Origin of the sequence: Bradyrhizobium sp. PSBB068 (assembly GCA_016839165.1) — a bacterium.
In the GTDB taxonomy this organism is placed as follows: domain Bacteria; phylum Pseudomonadota; class Alphaproteobacteria; order Rhizobiales; family Xanthobacteraceae; genus Bradyrhizobium.
This window is the reverse complement of sequence record CP069300.1, coordinates 1773418-1792648: the sequence shown is the minus strand read 5'-3', so window position 1 is coordinate 1792648 and position 19231 is coordinate 1773418. Positions and strand designations below refer to the sequence as shown.

The 19231-nt window shown below is 65.1% G+C and carries 17 protein-coding genes; 10 read left to right on the top strand and 7 right to left on the bottom strand.

Going from position 1 to position 19231, the window contains the following annotated elements; translation table 11 throughout:
* Positions 1-4 precede the first annotated feature (4 nt).
* Genes JQ507_08435 through JQ507_08420 form a run of 4 tightly spaced genes read right to left on the bottom strand, consistent with a single transcriptional unit; the run spans position 5 to position 4047 of the window.
* Complete coding sequence (locus tag JQ507_08435; GenBank protein QRI71485.1) at positions 5-1177, bottom strand: acyl-CoA/acyl-ACP dehydrogenase; 1173 nt, start codon at positions 1175-1177, stop codon at positions 5-7.
* Positions 1171-1968, bottom strand: a complete 798-nt coding sequence (locus JQ507_08430) for an ABC transporter ATP-binding protein (GenBank protein ID QRI71484.1) — start codon at positions 1966-1968, stop codon at positions 1171-1173. Before JQ507_08430 ends, JQ507_08435 begins: the two co-directional genes overlap by 7 nt.
* Positions 1962-2978 carry an ABC transporter permease subunit gene (locus JQ507_08425; protein QRI71483.1) on the bottom strand — a complete coding sequence of 339 codons (1017 nt, stop codon included), beginning with the start codon at positions 2976-2978 and terminating at the stop codon, positions 1962-1964. The genes JQ507_08430 and JQ507_08425 overlap by 7 nt, the downstream gene beginning before the upstream one ends.
* Positions 2956-4047 (bottom strand): ABC transporter substrate-binding protein, encoded by a 1092-nt coding sequence (locus JQ507_08420; protein QRI71482.1) that lies wholly within the window; start codon positions 4045-4047, stop codon positions 2956-2958. The genes JQ507_08425 and JQ507_08420 overlap by 23 nt, the downstream gene beginning before the upstream one ends.
* Positions 4048-4523: 476 nt before the next feature.
* On the opposite strand from JQ507_08420, the gene JQ507_08415 reads away from it, so the two are divergent.
* Both JQ507_08415 and JQ507_08410 read left to right on the top strand, forming a co-directional pair.
* Positions 4524-5510 carry an ABC transporter substrate-binding protein gene (locus JQ507_08415; protein QRI71481.1) on the top strand — a complete coding sequence of 329 codons (987 nt, stop codon included), beginning with the start codon at positions 4524-4526 and terminating at the stop codon, positions 5508-5510.
* 365 nt (positions 5511-5875) lie between these two features.
* Positions 5876-6655: an SDR family oxidoreductase gene (locus JQ507_08410; protein ID QRI71480.1), complete on the top strand. Its 780-nt coding sequence runs from the start codon at positions 5876-5878 to the stop codon at positions 6653-6655.
* A gap of 121 nt (positions 6656-6776) precedes the next feature.
* Here JQ507_08410 and JQ507_08405 read toward each other — a convergent pair whose 3' ends face one another.
* On the bottom strand, positions 6777-7076 hold the full coding sequence (locus JQ507_08405) for an HU family DNA-binding protein (protein QRI71479.1): 300 nt from the start codon (positions 7074-7076) through the stop codon (positions 6777-6779).
* Between the two features lie 443 nt (positions 7077-7519).
* On the opposite strand from JQ507_08405, the gene JQ507_08400 reads away from it, so the two are divergent.
* From JQ507_08400 to JQ507_08385, 4 genes are all read left to right on the top strand, one after another.
* Positions 7520-9133 carry an ABC transporter substrate-binding protein gene (locus JQ507_08400; protein QRI71478.1) on the top strand — a complete coding sequence of 538 codons (1614 nt, stop codon included), beginning with the start codon at positions 7520-7522 and terminating at the stop codon, positions 9131-9133.
* Positions 9134-9332: 199 nt separating this feature from the next.
* On the top strand, positions 9333-10310 hold the full coding sequence (locus tag JQ507_08395) for an ABC transporter permease (GenBank protein ID QRI71477.1): 978 nt from the start codon (positions 9333-9335) through the stop codon (positions 10308-10310).
* A gap of 2 nt (positions 10311-10312) precedes the next feature.
* Positions 10313-11143: an ABC transporter permease gene (locus tag JQ507_08390; protein ID QRI71476.1), complete on the top strand. Its 831-nt coding sequence runs from the start codon at positions 10313-10315 to the stop codon at positions 11141-11143.
* Positions 11140-12765, top strand: a complete 1626-nt coding sequence (locus JQ507_08385; GenBank protein QRI71475.1) for an ABC transporter ATP-binding protein — start codon at positions 11140-11142, stop codon at positions 12763-12765. The genes JQ507_08390 and JQ507_08385 overlap by 4 nt, the downstream gene beginning before the upstream one ends.
* A 26-nt stretch (positions 12766-12791) precedes the next feature.
* On the opposite strand, the gene JQ507_08380 is transcribed toward JQ507_08385, so the two are convergent.
* Complete coding sequence (locus JQ507_08380) at positions 12792-14159, bottom strand: FAD-binding oxidoreductase (protein QRI73257.1); 1368 nt, start codon at positions 14157-14159, stop codon at positions 12792-12794.
* A 78-nt stretch (positions 14160-14237) separates the two neighbouring features.
* Here JQ507_08380 and JQ507_08375 point away from each other — a divergent pair, with 78 nt between their 5' ends.
* The 4 genes from JQ507_08375 (at position 14238) to JQ507_08360 (ending at position 18356) form a co-directional block, all read left to right on the top strand.
* Positions 14238-15092: a VOC family protein gene (locus JQ507_08375; GenBank protein QRI71474.1), complete on the top strand. Its 855-nt coding sequence runs from the start codon at positions 14238-14240 to the stop codon at positions 15090-15092.
* A gap of 185 nt (positions 15093-15277) precedes the next feature.
* A complete protein-coding gene (locus JQ507_08370) occupies positions 15278-16600 on the top strand; it encodes a sugar ABC transporter substrate-binding protein (protein QRI71473.1) in 1323 nt (440 codons plus the stop codon).
* A complete protein-coding gene (locus tag JQ507_08365) occupies positions 16597-17535 on the top strand; it encodes a sugar ABC transporter permease (GenBank protein ID QRI71472.1) in 939 nt (312 codons plus the stop codon). The genes JQ507_08370 and JQ507_08365 overlap by 4 nt, the downstream gene beginning before the upstream one ends.
* Positions 17532-18356 (top strand): carbohydrate ABC transporter permease, encoded by an 825-nt coding sequence (locus tag JQ507_08360; GenBank protein ID QRI71471.1) that lies wholly within the window; start codon positions 17532-17534, stop codon positions 18354-18356. The genes JQ507_08365 and JQ507_08360 overlap by 4 nt, the downstream gene beginning before the upstream one ends.
* Before the next feature lie 164 nt (positions 18357-18520).
* Here JQ507_08360 and JQ507_08355 read toward each other — a convergent pair whose 3' ends face one another.
* A complete protein-coding gene (locus JQ507_08355; protein ID QRI71470.1) occupies positions 18521-19198 on the bottom strand; it encodes a cysteine hydrolase in 678 nt (225 codons plus the stop codon).
* Positions 19199-19231: the final 33 nt, after the last annotated feature.

Here is a 19231-nt window from a genome sequence, read left to right as displayed (position 1 = left end):
TGTTTCAGACGCCCAGCGCAAAGCGTCCGGCGGCGACGCGGGTGGAATCATCCTGCGGAGTATGGACGCGGCCGCACAATACATCGCGATAATGCCGCTCCAGCGGATTGGTTCGCGACAGGCCGTGATTGCTGGTCAGCGACAAGGCATCCTCCACCACTGCTGCGGCGTTATTGGTCACCGTCAGCTTGATGATGTTAGACTCGATCGCGGACAGCGGAAAGCCATTATCGAAATCGGAAGCAAAGCTGTCGATCAGCCGCGCATTCACCGCAAGCCGCGCCTCGATGCCGCCGGCCACCTCCTGCATCCGTGGCAGCGTCGCCAGCGGCGCGCCGAGATTGGCGGGCACCCGCTCCTTGAGGAATTTGACCAGCCAGTCGCGGGCGGCGCGGGCGATACCGTCATAGATCGCGGCAACGAAGATCGCATGCACGGTCGCCTGGGTAACGTCCGGAACCTTCCAATCGTCGGGCTTGCGGACGTCGATCTCGTAGTCCAACGGGAACACGACGTCGTCGAAGACCACGGTGTGGCTGCCGCTGGCGCGCAGGCCGAGATGATCCCAGGTTTCCTCGATCCGTGTTCCCGGCAATCCGGCCGGAACCAGAAACTGGCCGACACGGGTGTCCTGTTCGTCGGTTTTCGCCCAGACCGCGTACCATTTCAGGATCGGGGCTCCGGTCGAATAGATCTTGCGGCCGGTCAGCCGCCAGCCGGTTTCGGTGCGGCGCGCAATGGTCGCCGGCAGGCCGCCGCGCGCGGGCGAGCCGAGCTCGGGCTCGACCCGCAGCGCGTTGATCAGCGCCACGCCCTCCACCGTCTCCTTCGCAAGCTTGCGCGACAGCCGGGCAGGCCAACGCGTGCTGCGCGCCATCACCAGATGCTGGATGTAATGCATCGACAGCACCAGCGCGGTCGACGGATCGGCCTTGCCGATGATGCCGAGCACGCGCGTGGCATCGCGCGCGCCCGCCCCGCTCCCGCCAAGCGCCGCTGGCACGGTCAGCGCCAGCAGGCCTTCGCGCGACAGATCGGCGAAATTCTCGAATGGAAAGCTGGCGTCACGGTCATGTGCGGCGGCACGGCCGGCAAACACATCGGCGAGCCGCAACGCACGCGCAATGTGTTCCGGCTCATTCGCCTGCGGCAGCTCCCTCGCCGCCGTCGTCACCACGTCGCCTCCAGCCCGAGCAGCCCGAGGATCTGCTTGCGCAGGTCCGCGAGATAGGGATCGCCGCGATGCCGCGGATACGGCCTGGCGACCGCGATGTCGGCCTTGATCCGCGCCGGCCGGTCGGAGAGCACGATGACGCGGTTGGCGAGCACCAGCGCCTCCTCGACGTCATGGGTGACCAGCAGCGTGGTAAACCCCTTGCGCTGCCACAACGCCACGAGCTCGGACTGCATCGCGATCCGCGTCAGCGAGTCGAGCTTGCCGAGCGGCTCGTCGAGCACCAGGATCTTCGGATCGTTGACCAGCGCGCGCGCCAGCGCCACGCGCTGTGCCATGCCGCCGGAAAGCTGGTGTGGATAGGCGTTGCGGAACGAGGACAGGCCGACCAGCTCGATGACCTCATCGACGCGGTGCCGTTGCGCCTTCAGGATGCCCTGCGCCTCCAGCCCGAGCGCCACATTGTCCCAGACCGTGCGCCACGGAAACAGCGTCGGATCCTGGAACACGACGACACGCGACGGATGCGGGCCCGTGATGCGCGCATCATCCTCCCGCAGCGAGCCGGCGCGCGGCTTCTCGAGCCCCGCGACCAGCCGCAGCAAAGTCGACTTGCCGCAACCGGACGGGCCGAGCAGCGCGACGAACTCGCCGGGTGCGATCGAAAGGCTGACATTGTCGAGCACCGGCAGGGTCGCGCCGTCGATATCGAAGGCGTGGCTGACGCCCTCGATGTCGAGCTCGGCGCCGACGGCGGGATAGGTGATCGCCTCGGCGGCGGACTGCACTACCATTTGACGACGCCCTTCTGCCAGACCAGCAGGCGGTCGCGGGTCTTGAACAGCAGCGTGATCGCGCCGGAGCAGAGCAGCGACATCACGATCAGCGCCGCATACATGTTGGAATACGCCGCCCAGCCCTGCGCCCATTGCAGATACCAGCCGAGCCCCGCCTTGACGCCGATCATCTCGGCGACGACGAGAACCGCAAAGGACGAGCCGAGCCCCATGAACAGGCCGACGAACACATGCGGCAGCGCGGCGGGGATCGCGACCTTGAGCACCAGGAATGACGGCTTGGCGCCGAGCGTGCGCGCGACGTCGTAATAGGCGCTGCTGACGCTGGCGACACCTGACCAGGTCAAGACCGTCACCGGGAAGCCGGTGGCAAGCGCGATCAGGAAGGTCGAGGCGCTCCAGCTCGACGGGAAGGTGAAGAAGGCGATCGGCAGCCAGGCCGTGGCCGGCAGCGGACCGATGAAGCGCAGCACCGGATGCACCCAGTAGCCGATCTTCTGCGACCAGCCGATCGAGACGCCGGTGACGAAGCCGACGGTTGCGCCGATGATGTAGCCGCCGAGCTGCAGCTTGACCGAGGCGAACACGCTGTCGAGCAGCTTTGGCAGGTCGTCGGTATAGACTTCAAGGATCGCCTGCGGCGGCGGGAAGAACGGCAGCGGCAGCCAGGCGAATTTCGCGGTCGCGACCTCCCATAACGTGACGAAGGCGCCGAAAGCCAGCAGCCACGGCGCACGCTTGCGCAGCGCCTGCCCGGCGCTGCCGAGATAATCCGCGCTGAACGTGCCGAACAGGATAAAGGCCGCGATGACGATGGCGCCGATGCCGAGCGATCCGGTCCGCGACCAGTCACCGACATCGGGCCAATAGAGGCATGAGAGACCGAACGCCGCCCATGCAAGGCTAGCCGCAAGCCCGACACCGTAGCTGCCGGAGATATCCGCGAATGTGACCGCAGCGCGCGGCGCGGCCGCGGCGGTCGCGTCAGACACTGAATACGTCGACATAGATCCGCTCCGCGAATTTGGCCGTATCCGTGCTCTGCTTGAACACCTGCACCGATTTCAGATCGTCGGCGTAGCCCTTCAGCTCGCGCTTCAGCACCTCGCCGGTCGGATGATGGTGATGGGTGTGGTAACGCGCCATCGCTTCGAGATCGGCGAGGCTCGCCGCCTTCGGCGCGTAGGGCTGGAACGATTTCGCCGCCTTGTCCGGGTTCTGCGAGGTGAACATCGCGGCATCGAGCAGCGCCTGCGTTATGGCACGCGCGACGTGCGGCTCCTCGCGGACCAGGCTGCCGCGCAGGCCGACGATGCAGCAGCTCTTGTCGCGGTATTCGCCGTCGAGATTGGAGGCAACCTCCTTGTATTGCGTATCCTTCAGCCAGAGATAGGCCAGCGGGTCGGACGACAGGAACGCCTGCACCTCGCCCTTCTCGACCGCGACGTTCAAGAGATTGCCCGGATAGGCGCGCCAGTCGACGTCCTTGACCGGATCGATGCCGAGCTTGGAGAGCTGGATCGAGAAGAAGTTCTTGTCGGGGCCGGCGAGGTCGCCGACCGCGACGATCTTGCCCTTGAGGTCGGCGAGCTTGCCGATGCCGGAACTGGTGCGGGTCAACACCCGCATGCAGCCGCCATGGGTGCCGGCGGCGATCTTGACGTCAAACCCCTGTTCGAGCGGCTTCAGCCAGCGCAGCGCCATGCCGAGCCCGGCATCGCTCTTGCCGGTGGCGATCGCCTCCAGCAACTGGTCGGTCGAGCCGGAATAATTGACGAGCTCGACATCGAGGTTCTGCTTCTGGAAGAAGCCGTGGTCGATCGCAACCGGAAGCGGCGCGAGGCAGACCGCACCGGCGTTCCACGACAGTTTCAGCTTGCGCGGCGCACCTGACAGCGGCGGCGTATCGGACGCGGTCTTGCAGATCGGGAATTCGGAGAAGTCGATCGCCGGCGTGATCGGGCGCGGCGCGAAGGCCTGCGCGCTATAGGCGCCGATCGGCGCGGCAAAGGCTGCTGCGGCGCCCGCACGCAGCAATGTGCGGCGATCCATCACCGTCTTCTTGTTGGTCGACATTTTCACTCCTGCATTTCGGCAAGGCTCCGCCCCACGCGCAAATCGTCATGACCTGCACGCCCCGTCGTTCGAAGCTCAAGGTTCAGAAAAAGCGGATTTCTCCGGCGCTATTGCACTCAAAGCAACCCTCAAATGATGCGGCGCGACAAGTTCACCGTCAATGAAATGGAATTTCGAATGTGGTCGGTGCGGCAGCCGATCTCTCCACGATCGCATCGCGCGACGATGAAAGGATTTTCGCTGTCGGCACGGCGCAGAGACGCGGCGCGGACACTGCGATTGCATCAAATTTGAGCGGCTAGCGACCGCACGCACGATGTCTTCTACGCGCGACCTGCTCGACGAGATCATCCTTGTCGTAGCGTCCGCGAATTCAGATTTCCGTTTCGTTGACGGCGAGCGGCTTGCTCATAGACTTGGTCGAACGCTGCCGCGCCTTTCGCCGAGCAACGACTGAATCAGAAAGAAAAACCGACATGCACAAACTCGCCCGCTCGGGCTCTCGCCATTCCCTCACTCGCCGCACCGCGGCCGCGCTGATCACGGCGGTGATCACGCTGTCAACATCGGCGGCGGCGTTCGCGGCCGACGCGATCGTGCTGCGGGTCGGCGACCAGAAGGGAGGCAACCGCTCGCTGCTCGAGATCTCCGGCCTCGCCAAGGACCTGCCCTACAAGATCGAGTGGTCGGAATTCCCGGCCGCTGCCCCGATCCTGGAAGCGATCAATGCCGGCGCGCTGGAAGTCGGCTATACCGGCGATCTGTCCTTCCTTACGGTCTATGCCTCGGGCGCGCCGATCAAGGCGATCGGCGGCACCCGGTCCGACGCGCGGACGCAGGCGATCCTGGTGCGCGGGGATTCGCCGATCAAGTCGGCGGCCGACCTGAAGGGCAAGCGCCTTGCCGGCACGCGCGGCGGCTGGGGCCAGTTCCTGATCAACGCGACGCTGGAGAAGGCCGGCAGCCGGATCGAGGATGCGACCTTCGCCCCGCTCGGCCCGGTCGATGCCAAGATCGCGCTGCTCGCCGGCTCGATCGACGCCTGGGCGGTGTGGGAGCCCTACATCTCCTACGCGACATTGAAGGACAAGGCGCGGGTCGTCGCCGACGGCGAGGGCCTGACGCCGACCATCACCTTCATCGTCGCATCCGACAACGCGATCGCGACCAAGCGCGCCGCGGTGCAGGACCTTGTGCAGCGGCTCAACAAGGCGCGGCTGTGGTCACTCGACCATCTCGCGGAATACGCTGGGAGCACGGCCGAGCTCACCAAGCTGCCGGAAGACGTGCTGCTCGCCGCCTACACCGCGCAGAAGACCTCGCCGATCGCGATCGACGAGGCCGTGGTGAAGGAGGTACAGGCCGCATCTGACCGCGCCACGCGCTATGGCATCCTCGGCAAGACGCTCGATGTCAGCAAGGCCGTCGATCGCAGCTTTACGGCTGGCGCGAGCTCGAACTAGGCCGCGCGCACACCTCCCCTTGAAAAGGACGCGTATGACGTTGGTGTCCGTAGACTCCGTTCCGCCTCTCCCGCTTGCGGGGGAGGCCGACGCGCGCTCAGCGCGCGGTGGGTGGGGGCTCTCTCCACGATATGCCTCGGGAAGAGACCCGCACCCCAACCCTCCCCCGCAAGCGGGAGAGGGAGCCGAGCGACGTGCTCACCTGACGAGGTGACTCACCCCGCATAACCATGGAGACCCCCGATGTCCGGCCCGCTCCATCTCGCCCTGATCGTCACGGCACACCTGCTCTGCATGACCTTGTTGGTCGCGCTGTCGGTTTGATAGCGTCGCTCCGGGACCTTGATCCATCGGAGAAAACAACAATGAACCTATCGATGAAAGACCGCGTCGCGGTGGTCACCGGCGGCAGCAAGGGCATCGGGATCGCGGTGGCGCGGCGGTTTGCGGAGTCCGGCGCCAAGGTCGCGATCCTCGCCCGCGGCGCAGCCGATCTCGCGGCGGCGCGCGAGGCGCTCGCCAAGGACGGGCTCGTGGTGCGGGATTACGTCTGCGACGTCGCCAAGGCCGCCGACATCAGCAAGGCCCATGACAAGATCGTCGCCGATCTCGGCGGGATCGACGTGCTGGTCAACAACGCCGGCACCGCGCGCACGCTGGCGTTCGAGAGCATCAGCGACGAGGCCTGGCAGGAGGACCTCGACCTCAAACTGTTCGCCGCGATCCGCTTCAGCCGGCTGGTCTGGCCGGGCATGAAGCAGCGCAAATGGGGCCGCATCATCAACGTGCTCAACACTTTCGCCAAGGCGCCGGCCGGCAATTCGGCGCCGACCTCGGTGTCGCGCGCGGCCGGCATGGCGCTGACCAAGGTCATGGCCAATGAGGGCGGCGAGCACAACATCCTGGTGAATGCGTTGCTGGTCGGCCTGATCATGAGCGATCAATGGGTCAAGCGGCATGCTGCCCAGGCGCCGAACACGGATTTCGAGGAATTCGCCAAGGGCCTTGCCAGGGGGACGCCGCTCGGCCGCATCGGCACGGCGGAGGAATTCGCCAACCTCGCCTGCTTCCTGGCCTCGGAACAGGGATCCTACATCACCGGCACCGCCATCAATGTCGACGGTGGCCGCTCGCCGGTGGTCTAGCACTTCGGCTTCGATCCAGTCGAAGCCGAAGTGCCAGGGTCTTGCTTTGGCAGGCAGCAACCTACGGCAGGAAGCGACGGCTCAAAAGCAAAAGGCCTCCGTCACCGGAGGCCTTCTATTCTTAAACCGCGTCCTTGGCGGCCTTGACCGGCCGTGCGCGGACGATCTTCCGGGCCGGCTTGGCCTTGAACATCATCTCTTCGCCGGTGAAGGGGTTGGTGCCCTTGCGCGCCTTGGTCGCAGGCTTCTTGACGACAACGAACTTCGCGAAGCCGGGGACGAGGAACACCCCGGCCTTCTTCAGCTCCTTGTGGCCGACATCGACGAGCGAGTCCAAAACGTTCTTGACGTCGCGCTTGGAGAGTTCGGTGGTGGTCGCGATCTTCTCGATCACTTGCGACTTCGACAGTTGGGTAGCCATGGTTGCTCCATTGATTCTGGAGTGGGCACGATATGGCGGAAAACGCCGAGAAAAACAGTGTTTTCTGCACTCACCCCAGCAATATCGCTGTGGACAGCCCCCGAATCAGTGATTTTTCCAGTGTTTTTTCCAGTCAAGGCACTTCCGACCCCTAAAATTATAGCGTTTGCGCGGCTTCGGGGCTCCCGAAGCGGCCGCTCGAGAGAATCACCCGAACACATCTCGCGCCGCCGGCCTGCGACGACGCGGCGCGCAATCCGGGTTGCGACGCGCCGCAATGCGCCACTTCAGGTTTCGGAAACGATCCTCCAAAAGGCCGAGCCATTAGAAAACGACTTGGGTTCGACTCGGGTTCCCATTCCAAGGTAACATCACAGAGGGGCGCCACGCCGATCGGCCGGCCGCCCGATGCAAGCCTTTATGTAAGTTCTGGAGACCCGCGTATGGATTTGAGCCGCCTCGAGATCAACCGCCGCACGGCCCTGCTGACCTCGGCCGCGATTGCGGCAAATGTCATCAATCCGATGCGGGCCTTCGCGCAGGAGACCCCGCGCAAGGGCGGCGTGTTCAACGTCCACTACGGCGCCGAGCAGCGCCAGCTCAATCCGAGCATCCAGGCCTCCACCGGGGTCTACATCATCGGCGGCAAGATCCAGGAGAACCTGGTCGACCTCGATGCCCAGGGACAGCCGGTCGGCGTGCTGGCCGAGAGCTGGGAGGCGACGCCGGACGGCAAGACCGTCACCTTCAAGCTGCGCAAGGGCATCACATGGCACGATGGCAAGCCGTTCACCTCGGAGGACGTCGCCTTCACCGCGATGAACATGTGGAAGAAGATCCTCAACTACGGATCGACGCTGCAGCTGTTCCTCACCTCGGTCGATACGCCCGATCCGCAGACCGCGATCTTCCGCTACGAGCGGCCGATGCCGCTGAACCTGCTGCTCCGCGCCCTGCCCGACCTCGGCTATGTCTCCGCAAAACATCTCTATGAGAGCGGCGATATCCGCCAGAACCCGACCAATCTGGCGCCGGTCGGCACCGGCCCGTTCAAATTCGTCAAATATGAGCGCGGGCAATACATCATCGCCGACCGCAACCCGGATTACTGGCGGCCGAACGCGCCTTATCTCGACCGCATCGTCTGGAAGGTGATCACCGACCGCGCCGCCGCGGCCGCGCAGATGGAGGCCGGCGAGCTGCATTACAGCCCGTTCTCCGGGCTGACGATCTCGGACATGGCCCGGCTCGGCAAGGACAAGCGCTTCATCGTCCAGACCAAGGGCAATGAGGGCAACGCCCGCACCAACACCATCGAGTTCAACTTCCGCCGCAAGGAATTGTCCGACATCCGCGTTCGCCGCGCCATCGCGCATGCGATCAACGTGCCGTTCTTCATCGAGAATTTCCTGGGCGATTTCGCCAAGCTCGGCACCGGCCCGATCCCCTCGACCTCGACCGACTTCTATCCCGGGCCGAACACGCCGCAATATCCCTATGACAAGGCCAAGGCGATCGCGCTGCTCGATGAGGCCGGCTTCAAGGCCAGTGGCGGCAACCGCTTCGCGCTGAAGCTCTTGCCGGCGCCGTGGGGCGAGGACATCTCGCTGTGGTCGACCTTCATCCAGCAGTCGCTGGGCGAAGTCGGCATCCAGGTCGACATCGTGCGGAACGACGGCGGCGGCTTCCTCAAGCAGGTCTATGACGATCACGCCTTCGACCTCGCCACCGGCTGGCACCAGTACCGCAACGATCCCGCGGTCTCGACCACGGTGTGGTACCGCTCCGGCCAGCCCAAGGGCGCGCCGTGGACCAACCAATGGGGCTGGGAGGACAAGACCGTCGATGCCACCATCGACAATGCCGCCACCGAAGTCGATCCGGTGAAGCGCAAGGCGCTGTACGCCGAATTCGTCAAGGAGGTGAACACCGAGCTGCCGGTCTGGATGCCGATCGAGCAGATCTTCGTCACCGTGATTACGGCCAAGGCGCGCAACCACTCCAACACCCCACGCTGGGGCTCGGCGAGCTGGCACGATCTTTGGCTGAGTGCATGAGGCCGCTTCTCCCGCTCCCCGTTTCTTCACGGGGAGAGGGTTGTGGTGAGGGGCCCTCTCCGCAATTTCGATCCATCGACAGACCTGTACCCCCTCACCCGGATCGCATCTGACGATGCGATCCGACCTCTCCCCGCAAGCGGGGCGAGGTGACCGAGAGGCCAGTGTCCACGTCGTCTGAAACCGCTATAGATGAAGCATGCGTATCCTGAGCCTTGCGGGGCGGCGGCTCGCCGCCTCGATTCCGACCTTGTTCCTGATCCTGATCGGCGTGTTCCTGCTGTTGCAGCTCGCACCCGGCGACACCGTCGATGCGCTGATGGCGCAGATGGGCGGCGGCGATGCCGCGACCGCCGAGGCGCTGCGCAAGTTTTACGGGCTCGACCTCTCGGTTCCGGCGCAGCTCGGCAATTATCTGTGGCATCTGGTGCGGCTCGATCTCGGATTCTCCTCGATCTACGGCAAGCCGGTGGCGACCGTGATCCTGGAACGGCTGCCGCCGACCATCCTGTTGATGACCGCGTCGCTGTCGTTTGCGTTCTTCTTCGGCCTCGTGTTCGGCGTGATCGCCTCGCGTGGCGTCAACCGCTGGCCGGATACGCTGATCTCCACACTCGGCCTGATCTTCTACGCCACGCCTTCGTTCTGGTTCGGGCTGATGGCGATCGTGGTGTTCTCGGTCTATCTGCAATGGCTGCCGCCGGGCGGCTTCGAAGACATCGGCACCGTGCAGACCGGGATCTGGCGCGTGCTCGACATCGCCGCCCACCTGGTGCTGCCGACGCTGACGCTCGGGCTGATCTTCCTTGCGATCTATCTGCGCATTATGCGCGCTTCGATGCTCGAGGTCTTGAACCTCGATTTCGTCCGCACCGCCCGCGCCAAGGGGCTGGACGAGACGCACGTCATCACCCGCCACGTGCTGCGCAACGCGCTGCTGCCGATGGTGACGCTGATCGGATTGCAGGCCGGCACCATGCTCGGCGGCTCTGTCGTGGTGGAGAGCGTGTTCTCGCTGCCCGGCCTCGGCCGCCTCGCCTATGAATCGGTCGTGCAGCGCGACCTCAACACACTGCTCGGCATCGTCTTCGTGTCCGCGCTGCTCGTGATATCGGTGAACTTCGTGGTCGACCTGCTCTACGCGCGGCTCGATCCGCGCATCGCGGCGGAGGGCTGACGATGGATGCGGTGAAACGCTACTTCCGCAGCCCGGCTGCGGTGATCGGCCTGATCCTGCTGCTGCTCATCATCGCGATGGCCGTCAGCGCCGGCTTCCTGTATCCGCGCGATCCGCTCGCGCTGGCGGGCCGGCCGCTGGTCTGGCCGTTCTCCAACCCGCGATTCCTGCTCGGTACCGACAATTCCGGGCGCGACATCGCCGCCCAGATCTTCTACGGCGCGCGGATTTCGCTCCTGATCGGCGGGGTCGCCACCGTGATCGCGATCGTGATCGGCATCCTGGTCGGCGCCTTCGCGGGCTATTATGGCGGCTGGGTCGACAATGTCCTGATGCGGATCACCGAGGCGTTCCAGACCTTGCCGAACTTCGTGCTGCTGCTGGTGCTGGTCGCGGTGTTCGGCTCGACCCTGACCACGGTGACCATTGCAGTCGGCGTGGTGTCGTGGCCGGCGCCGGCGCGGCTGACCCGCGCCGAGTTCCTGTCGCTGCGCAACCGCGAATTCGTCCAGGCCGGCAAGACGCTCGGCATGAAGGACCTCCAGTTGATCCTCGGCGAGATCCTGCCCAACGCGCTGCCGCCGGTCATCGTCTATGCCAGCGTGGTGATGGCGGTCGCGATCCTGCTGGAAAGCGCGCTCGCTTTCTTAAGGCTGTCCGATCCCAACGTCGCCTCCTGGGGCAATCTGATCGGGCTCGGCCGCGACGTGCTGCGCGTGCAGTGGTACGTCTCGGCAATCCCCGGCATCGCGATCCTCGTCACCGTGCTGGCGGTGTCGCTGGTCGGCCAGGGCCTCAACGATGCGCTCAATCCGAGGCTGAAGAGCCGATGAGCGAAGCTGTCCTTTCGCTCGACGGCCTGACCGTGCGCCTGCCCAGGGGCGCCGACCGGCCGCATGCGCTGTCCGACGTCTCATTGTCTGTCGCGTCGAACGAGATCCTCTGCGTGGTCGGCGAGTCCGGCTCCGGCAAGTCGATGATGGCCAACGCCATCATGCGGCTTCTGCCCAACGAGGTGACGATCGAACGGGGCCGGATGATGTTCGAGGGCCGCGACCTCTGCGCCGCAGATGGCGCCGCCATGCGCGAGGTCCGCGGCGCGGGGATCGCGATGATCTTCCAGGAGCCGATGACCGCGCTCAATCCGTTGCGCACCATCGGCGACCAGATCGGCGAGATGTTTGCGATCCACACCGGCCTGTCCAAGGCTGAGATCAACGCGCGGGTGCTGGCGCTGCTCGAAGACGTTCGGATCTCCGATCCGAAGGCGGCTGCGAAAGCCTACCCGCACGAGCTGTCCGGCGGCCAACGCCAGCGCGCCATGATCGCGATGGCGCTGGCGCTCGACCCGAAACTCCTGATCGCGGACGAGCCGACCACCGCGCTCGACGTCACGACCCAGGCGCAGATCCTGAAACTGATCCGCGATCTGCAGCAGCGCAAGAAGACCGCGGTGCTGTTCATCACCCATGATTTCGGTGTGGTCGCCGAGATCGCCGATCGCGTCGTGGTGATGCAGCACGGCGCCATCGTCGAGCAAGGCGCGGCCGACACGGTACTGAACGATCCGCAGCATCCCTATACAAGGCAATTGATTGCCGCCGTGCCGCCGCTGACGACGCCACCGCCGCGCATCCTGTCCGGCAAGACCATCCTGACCATCGACGGCGTCTCCAAGACCTATCGCACCGGCGGCTTCCTCGGTCGCGGCGCGCGGATCACGGAAGCCGTCAAGAACGTCTCGCTGCGCCTGCCGCGCGGCGCGACGCTCGGCATCGTCGGCGAGTCCGGCTCGGGCAAATCGACGCTGGCGCGCTGCATCGTGCGGCTGATCGACCCCGATGCCGGCTCGATCGTACTCGCCGGCAAGGACTGGGCGAAGCTCGGCCGCGACGAGATCAGGCGCGAGACCCGCCACATCCAGATGGTGTTCCAGGACCCGTTCGCCTCGCTCAATCCGCGCCGCAAGGCGACCGAGCTGGTGGCGCAGGGGCCGATCGTGCATGGCACCGGACGCGCCACCGCGATTGCGGAAGCACGAAAACTGTTCGAGCTGGTCGGGCTCGACCCTTCCGCCGGCGACCGCTTCCCGCACGAATTCTCCGGCGGCCAGCGACAGCGCATCGGGCTGGCACGGGCATTGGCACTCAGGCCCGACGTGCTGGTCGCGGACGAGCCGGTCTCGGCGCTCGACGTCTCGGTGCAGGCACAAGTCTTGAGGTTGCTCGCCGAGCTGCGGCAGCAGCTCGGCCTGTCCATCATCTTCATCACACACGATCTGCGCGTCGCCGCGCAGATCTGCGACCTCATCGCGGTCATGAAGGATGGCGCCGTGGTCGAGCAAGGGATGACCGCCGAGGTGTTCGGCAGGCCGCAGCATCCCTATACGCAGGCGCTGCTTTCGGCGATCCCCGGCGGCGACTTCACGCGCAAGCGCGATGCCTTGATCGCCTGATCGGGCCACGCGCTTGGCGGCGGTCCTTACCTGGAGCGGTGCGAGGCGAGCACTTGCTCCGCCCAGCGCAGCAGCTCGAAGCGATCGCCCCTGACCGGTTCCTGGGCGTCGCGGCGCCGGTAGAGCACCAGCATCCAGGGCGCGAGCTTGCGCAACAAGCCGTGCGCCACATACTGCACCGGCTCGGTGAACGGCAGCGCCAGCTCATTGTCGGGCACGCCCTGGACTGCCCGCGCCAATTCGCGGCCGAGCGGGATGGTCAGCGCGACGGCGCGGCCGTTGCAGCCGGTCCAGCCATAGGCGTTCGGTCCGAGCCGGTGCATCCGCGGCAGGAAATCCGCGGTCATCCCGACATAGCCGTTCCAGACATAGTCGAACGAGACCTCGCCGATCTGCGGCCACAATCGCTGCAACCGCTCGGTCAACCGCGCCTTCAGCCGCCCGGTCTTGTCGCCGAACCCGAGCACGGCGCCGCCGGTGACGAGGCGATTGCGGGCATCGTAGCGCGCGAAATACAGCTCGCCATGGGTGTCCGACATCGCCTGCCGGCCGGGGATGATGGTTTTGCGGACGTTGTCCGACAGCGGCTGCGTCGCCATCTGCCAGGACAGCACCGGCATCACCTCGGTCGCGATCTCGGGCACCAACGATTTCGCGAACTCGCCGCTATAGGCATTGGTCGCGACCACCAGCGCACGACCCGAGATTTCGCCCTTCTCGGTCTTCACCACCCAGCGATCGCCGCGGCGCTCGAAACTCAGCGCCGGCGAACGGGCATAGATCCGTCCACCGAGGCCGAGCACGGTGCGCGCAAGGCCGCGCGCCAGTGCCAGCGGATTGACGTGACCGCCGGTCCTGTTCCAGAAACCGCCGTACCAGGCATCCGAGCCGAGCATGTCGCGGGTCTGGTCGCGCGAGAGCAATTCGACCGGCGCGCCGAATTTCGACCATTGCTGCACCCGCCGCTCCGCGATCTTGATGCGGCCAGGCGAGTGCACCGGCTGCACCCAGCCGGCCTGCTCCTGCTCGGCCGCGATATCGTAGCGCTTGACGATTTCGAACAGCATGGCCGCGCTGTCGCGCAGCATCGCGACGAAGCGCTCACCGGCGGAGCCATGCCGCTTGATGATGTCATCGGGATCGGGGCGCGACAGCGTCGGGATCACCTGCCCGTTGTTGCGGCCCGAGGCGCCCCAGCCCGGCTCGGCCGCCTCGACGATCGCGACGTCGACATTGGCCTCGCGCAGATGCAGCGCGGTCGACAGCCCGGTGAAGCCGCCGCCGATGATGACGACATCAGCCTGCTGCGCGCCGGTCAATTCGGGGCAATCGGGGCCTGACGGCGTCACGGCGGCCCAGAGCGAATTGGGCCAGCGCACGGCATTGCTGCTCATCATGATCCTTTCTTGCGGGTGCCCGGTCATTCTGGTTAGCTTTACTCTACTCACTCATTCCAGCCGGGAAGACAAGAAGTGGCACTCAAGAACGTCATCGGAATCGATCACGCCGTGGTCATGGTCAAGGACCTCGACAAGGCCGCCGAAAATTACAAACGGCTCGGCTTCACCGTGTCGCCGCGCGGCACCCACAGCGCGCATATGGGATCGGGCAACTACACCATCATGTTCGACCCCGACTACATGGAATTGCTCGGCGTGCTGACGCCGACCGAACACAATGCCCCGGCGCGCGCCTTCCTCGAGAAGCGTGGCGAAGGCATCGAGCGGATCGCGTTCACCGCGGTGGATTCCGCCGAAGGCGCCGAGGAGATCCGCGCGCGCGGCTATCCGCCGGTTGGGCCGACCGATTTCGAGCGCCCGGTGACCTTGCCGAACGGCACCATCTCCGCGGCAAAATTCCGCACCTTCCAATGGCCGACGGCAGAAGCGCCCGGCGGCGTCCGCATCTTCGCCTGCCAGCACAAGACCCGCGAGACGGTGTGGATTCCCGAATTGATGACGCACGCCAATGGGGCAAAGCGCCTCAAGCAGGTCCTCATCGTCTCGCCCGATCCCGCGACTGACGCCGCGCATCTCTCCAAGATGATCGACATCGCCGTCAGGAACGATGCCGACGGTGCGATTGCGATGCCGTCCGGCGGCGATCGCGCCGACTTCGTGTTCCTGACCAGGGATCAACTCGGCAAGCGCTATCCCGGCGTGTCGCTGGATGGCCTGTCCGATCGCGGCGGCGCCGGCCTCGTCATCGCAGCCGACCTTGCCGCGACCGAGAAAGCGCTCGGCGCGACCGGCGTGAAGGGCGGCAACGGCATCACCGTGCCGCCGGCTTCCGCGAACGGCACCCTGCTCGCCTTCGTCAAGGCATAGCTGCCCGACGTCGCGCGGCGCTGCATCATGCGGCGTCGCCACTCAAGCATCGATGCGAACTTTGATCGCATCGATGCTGTACCTGCATCGGTTGATGCTCGATCCGTCCGGAAAACCGGTGTTCACTTTTCCAGATCATGCTCTAGTATCTCTCCCAAACAAGAACCGTCCCAGGGGAGAGAAACATGTCGCATCACCTGATCTCGCGCCGGCAGATGCTGGCCGGCACGGCAGCCGCAGGCGCGGTTGGATTGGCCGGATTTCCGGCCCGCGCCGAGGTCAACTGGAAGAAATATTCCGGCACCTCGCTCGAAGTCAGCCTCGCCAAGGGACCGCGCGGCGACAATCTGCAAAAATACATCAAGGAATTCACCGAGCTCACCGGCGTCAAGGTGGAATCGGAGCAAGTCCCGGAGCAACAGCAGCGCCAGAAATGCGTGATCGAGCTGTCCTCGGGCAAGCCGAGCTTCGATGTCGTTCACCTCAGCTATCACGTGCAGAAGCGGCAATTCGAGAAAGCCGGCTGGCTCGCCGACATGTCGGGCTTCCTCAAGGATCCAAGCTTGACGCTGCCGGATCTGGTCGAGAGCGACTTCTCCGCAGCTGGCCTGCAATATGCGCGCAACGACAAGGGCCAGATGCTGTCGCTGCCGTGGTCGGTCGACTACTTCATCCTCTACTACAACAAGGATCTGTTCCAGAAAAAGGGCGTCGAAGTCCCGAAGACGCTGGACGAGATGGCGGTCGCTGCCGAGAAGCTGACCGACCCGAAGGAAGGCGTCTACGGTTTCGTCGGCCGCGGCCTGCGCAACGCCAACATGGCGATGTGGAGCAACTTCTATTTGAATTATGGCGGCGAATTCCTCGATGCCAAGGGCAACATCCTGTCCGACGGTCCCGAGGCTATTGAAGCCACCAAACTCTATCAGCGGCTGCTGACCAAATGCGCGCCGCCCGGCGTCGCCGGCTTCAACTGGATGGAGTCGATGGCTTCCTTTACCCAGGGACGCGCCGCGATGTGGATCGACGCCACCGGCTGGGCGCCACCGATCGAAGATCCAACCGCCTCGCGCGTGCCCGGCAAGGTCGGCTACACCGTGGTCCCGGCCGGACCCAAGGGCCACTTCTCATCCACGTATGGTGACGGCCTCGGCATCGCCGCCGCCAGCAAGAACAAGGAAGCCGCCTATCTGCTCTGCCAATGGGCGGTCTCGCGCGGCCAGGGCACGCGCTTGATCCAGGCTGGTGGCGGCGTGCCGTTCCGTAGCTCGATCGTCGACGATCCCGAGGTTGCGAAGGGCGTCAAGACCAAGGAATGGCTGCAATCGGTGATCGATTCCTCGAAGATCTCGAAGCTTGGCCTGCCGGTGATCATCCCGGTCGCCGAGTATCGCGACATCGTCGGCGCGGCGCTGACCGCGACGCTGTCGGGCGCCGATCCCGCCACCGAATTGAAGAAGGCGCACGATCAGTTCCGCCCGATCCTGGAGCGCAGTGAAAAAGCGTGAGCGTGGTGACACAAGCTTCTCCGGCCGCGGCCGAAACCGCCGCGCCGGAGCGCGAATGGCGCAAGCCATCCTACTGGCCCTTCGTGATCCCGGCCCTGGTGGTGGTGCTCGCGGTCATCATCTTCCCGTGGGTCTTCACGATCTGGATGAGCTTCCAGGAATGGAAGGTCGGCTCGCCCACCACCTTCGTCGGGCTCGCCAACTATTTGCGGCTGCCGACCGATCCGCGCTTCGTCGAAGCGGTCGGCCACACGCTGTCCTACACGGCGCTGTCGGTCGTGCTGCCGCTGGTGTTTGGCACGCTGGCGGCTGTCGTGTTTCACCAGAAATTCGCCGCGCGCGGCTTTCTGCGCGGCATCTTCATCATGCCGATGATGGCAACCCCGGTGGCGATCGCACTGGTGTGGACCATGATGTTCCACCCGCAGCTCGGCGTGCTGAACTATCTGCTGTCGTTGGTCGGCCTGCCGCCGCAGCTCTGGGTGTTCAACCCGACGACGGTGATCCCCTCGCTGGTGCTGGTCGAGACCTGGCAATGGACGCCGCTGGTGATGCTGATCGTGCTCGGCGGCCTCGCCGCGATCCCGACCGAACCCTATGAGAGCGCGCAGATCGACGGCGCCAATTTCTGGCAGGTGTTCCGCTTCATCACGCTACCTCTGATCATGCCGTTCCTGTTCATCGCCGGAATGATCCGGATGATCGATGCGGTGAAGAGTTTCGACATCATCTTCGCGATCACCCAGGGCGGGCCGGGTTCGGCGTCGGAGACCATCAACGTCTATCTCTACAGCGTCGCCTTCGTCTATTACGACCTCGGCTACGGCTCGGCGATCGCGGTGGTGTTCTTCCTCCTCATCGTCGCGCTGGCGGCGCTGCTGCTGTACTTGCGCAAGCGCCTGCTGTGGACCTCGCAGCTCGGGAGCGAGGCATGAACCTGCGTCAGATCCTCGGGCAGATCGGGCTGTGGCTGTCGGTGTTCGTCATCGTCTCGCCGGCGATCCTGTTCTTCCTCTGGATGGGCTCGCTGTCGCTGAAATTCGAGATCGACAACGCCTCCTATCCGCCGGTGTTCTTCCCGGAGCACATCGCCTGGAAGAACTATGCCGACGTGTTCGCGTCCAACCGCTTCCTGACCTATTTCAGCAACAGCCTGATCGTCACCGGCTGCGCCACGGGCCTTGCGATGCTGGTCGGCGTGCCGGCGGGCTACGGGATTGCGCGGATGGCGGCGCACAAATCGGCGATCGTGATCCTGATCGCGCGCATCACGCCGGGCCTGTCGTATCTGATCCCGCTGTTCCTGCTGTTCCAGTGGCTCGGCCTGCTCGGCACGCTGGTGCCGCAGATCATCATCCATCTCGTGGTCACGGTGCCGATCGTGATCTGGATCATGATCGGCTATTTCGAGACCACGCCGCTGGAGCTGGAGGAAGCCGCGCTGATCGACGGCGCCACGCGGTGGCAGGTGTTCCGCCATGTCGCGCTGCCGATCGCGAGGCCCGGGCTTGCGGTCGCCTTCATCCTCGCGGTGATTTTCTCCTGGAACAACTTCGTCTTCGGCATCGTGCTGGCCGGGCGCGAGACCCGCACGCTGCCGGTCGCAGTCTACAACATGATCTCGTTCGACCAATTGAGCTGGGGCCCGCTCGCCGCCGCCGCTTTGATCGTGACGGCGCCGGTGCTGCTGCTCACAGTGATGGCGCAGCGGCAGATCGTCGCCGGGCTGACGGCGGGCGCGGTGAAGGGTGGCTAGACCAGGCCAATATGAAGTTATCGGCCGTCACGGGGGCTCGGCCAAAATATCGCAAAACAACCCCATGCAAAGTAGCCGTCGGCGGCCAACCTTCGACGATGCAACTTGACACGTCGGGCAACTCAGGGATATTATTCTAATATTCCGAAATTTGGCGTCGTGCCCTAGCCGGCGAGCGCCTTCAGCACTGCGGCGGAATCGGCGACCCAGCCGAAAATGCCGCCCTGGGCCTTGATCATCTTCAGGCCCATCTCATGGAATTCCGGGAAGTAGGACGCGCAGCCGTCCGAGATCACGACGCAGCGATAACCGCGGTCGTTGGCCTCGCGCACCGTGGTGTTGACGCAGACTTCGGTGGTGACGCCGCAGACCAGCAGATTCTCGATGCCGTATTTCCTGAGGATGTCACTGAGCTCGGTGGCGTAGAACGCGCCCTTGCCGGGCTTGTCGATCACGATCTCGCTGTCCAGCGGATAGAGTTCGGGGATGATGTCATGCCCGGCCTCGCCGCGGATCAGGATCCGTCCCATCGGTCCGGGATCGCCGATCCGTAAGGACGGCGCGCCGCGCTCGAGCTTGGCCGGCGGCGCGTCGGACAGATCGGGCAGATGGCCCTCACGGGTATGAACCACGAGCAGGCCTGCGTCGCGCACCACCGCGAGCACCGCGGCGATCGGCTGCACCGCGCGGGCGAGCTGGCTGACGTCGTTGCCGAGCGTCTCGCCGAAGCCGCCAGGCTCCATGAAATCGCGCTGCATGTCGATGATGACGAGCGCGGTCCTGCTCCAGTCGAGCGTGATCGGCGCCGGCTCCGCCGCGATGGTCCCGCCTGAATTCGCCATGGCGCACGCTCCGAATGCGAGAAGACCCGCGCT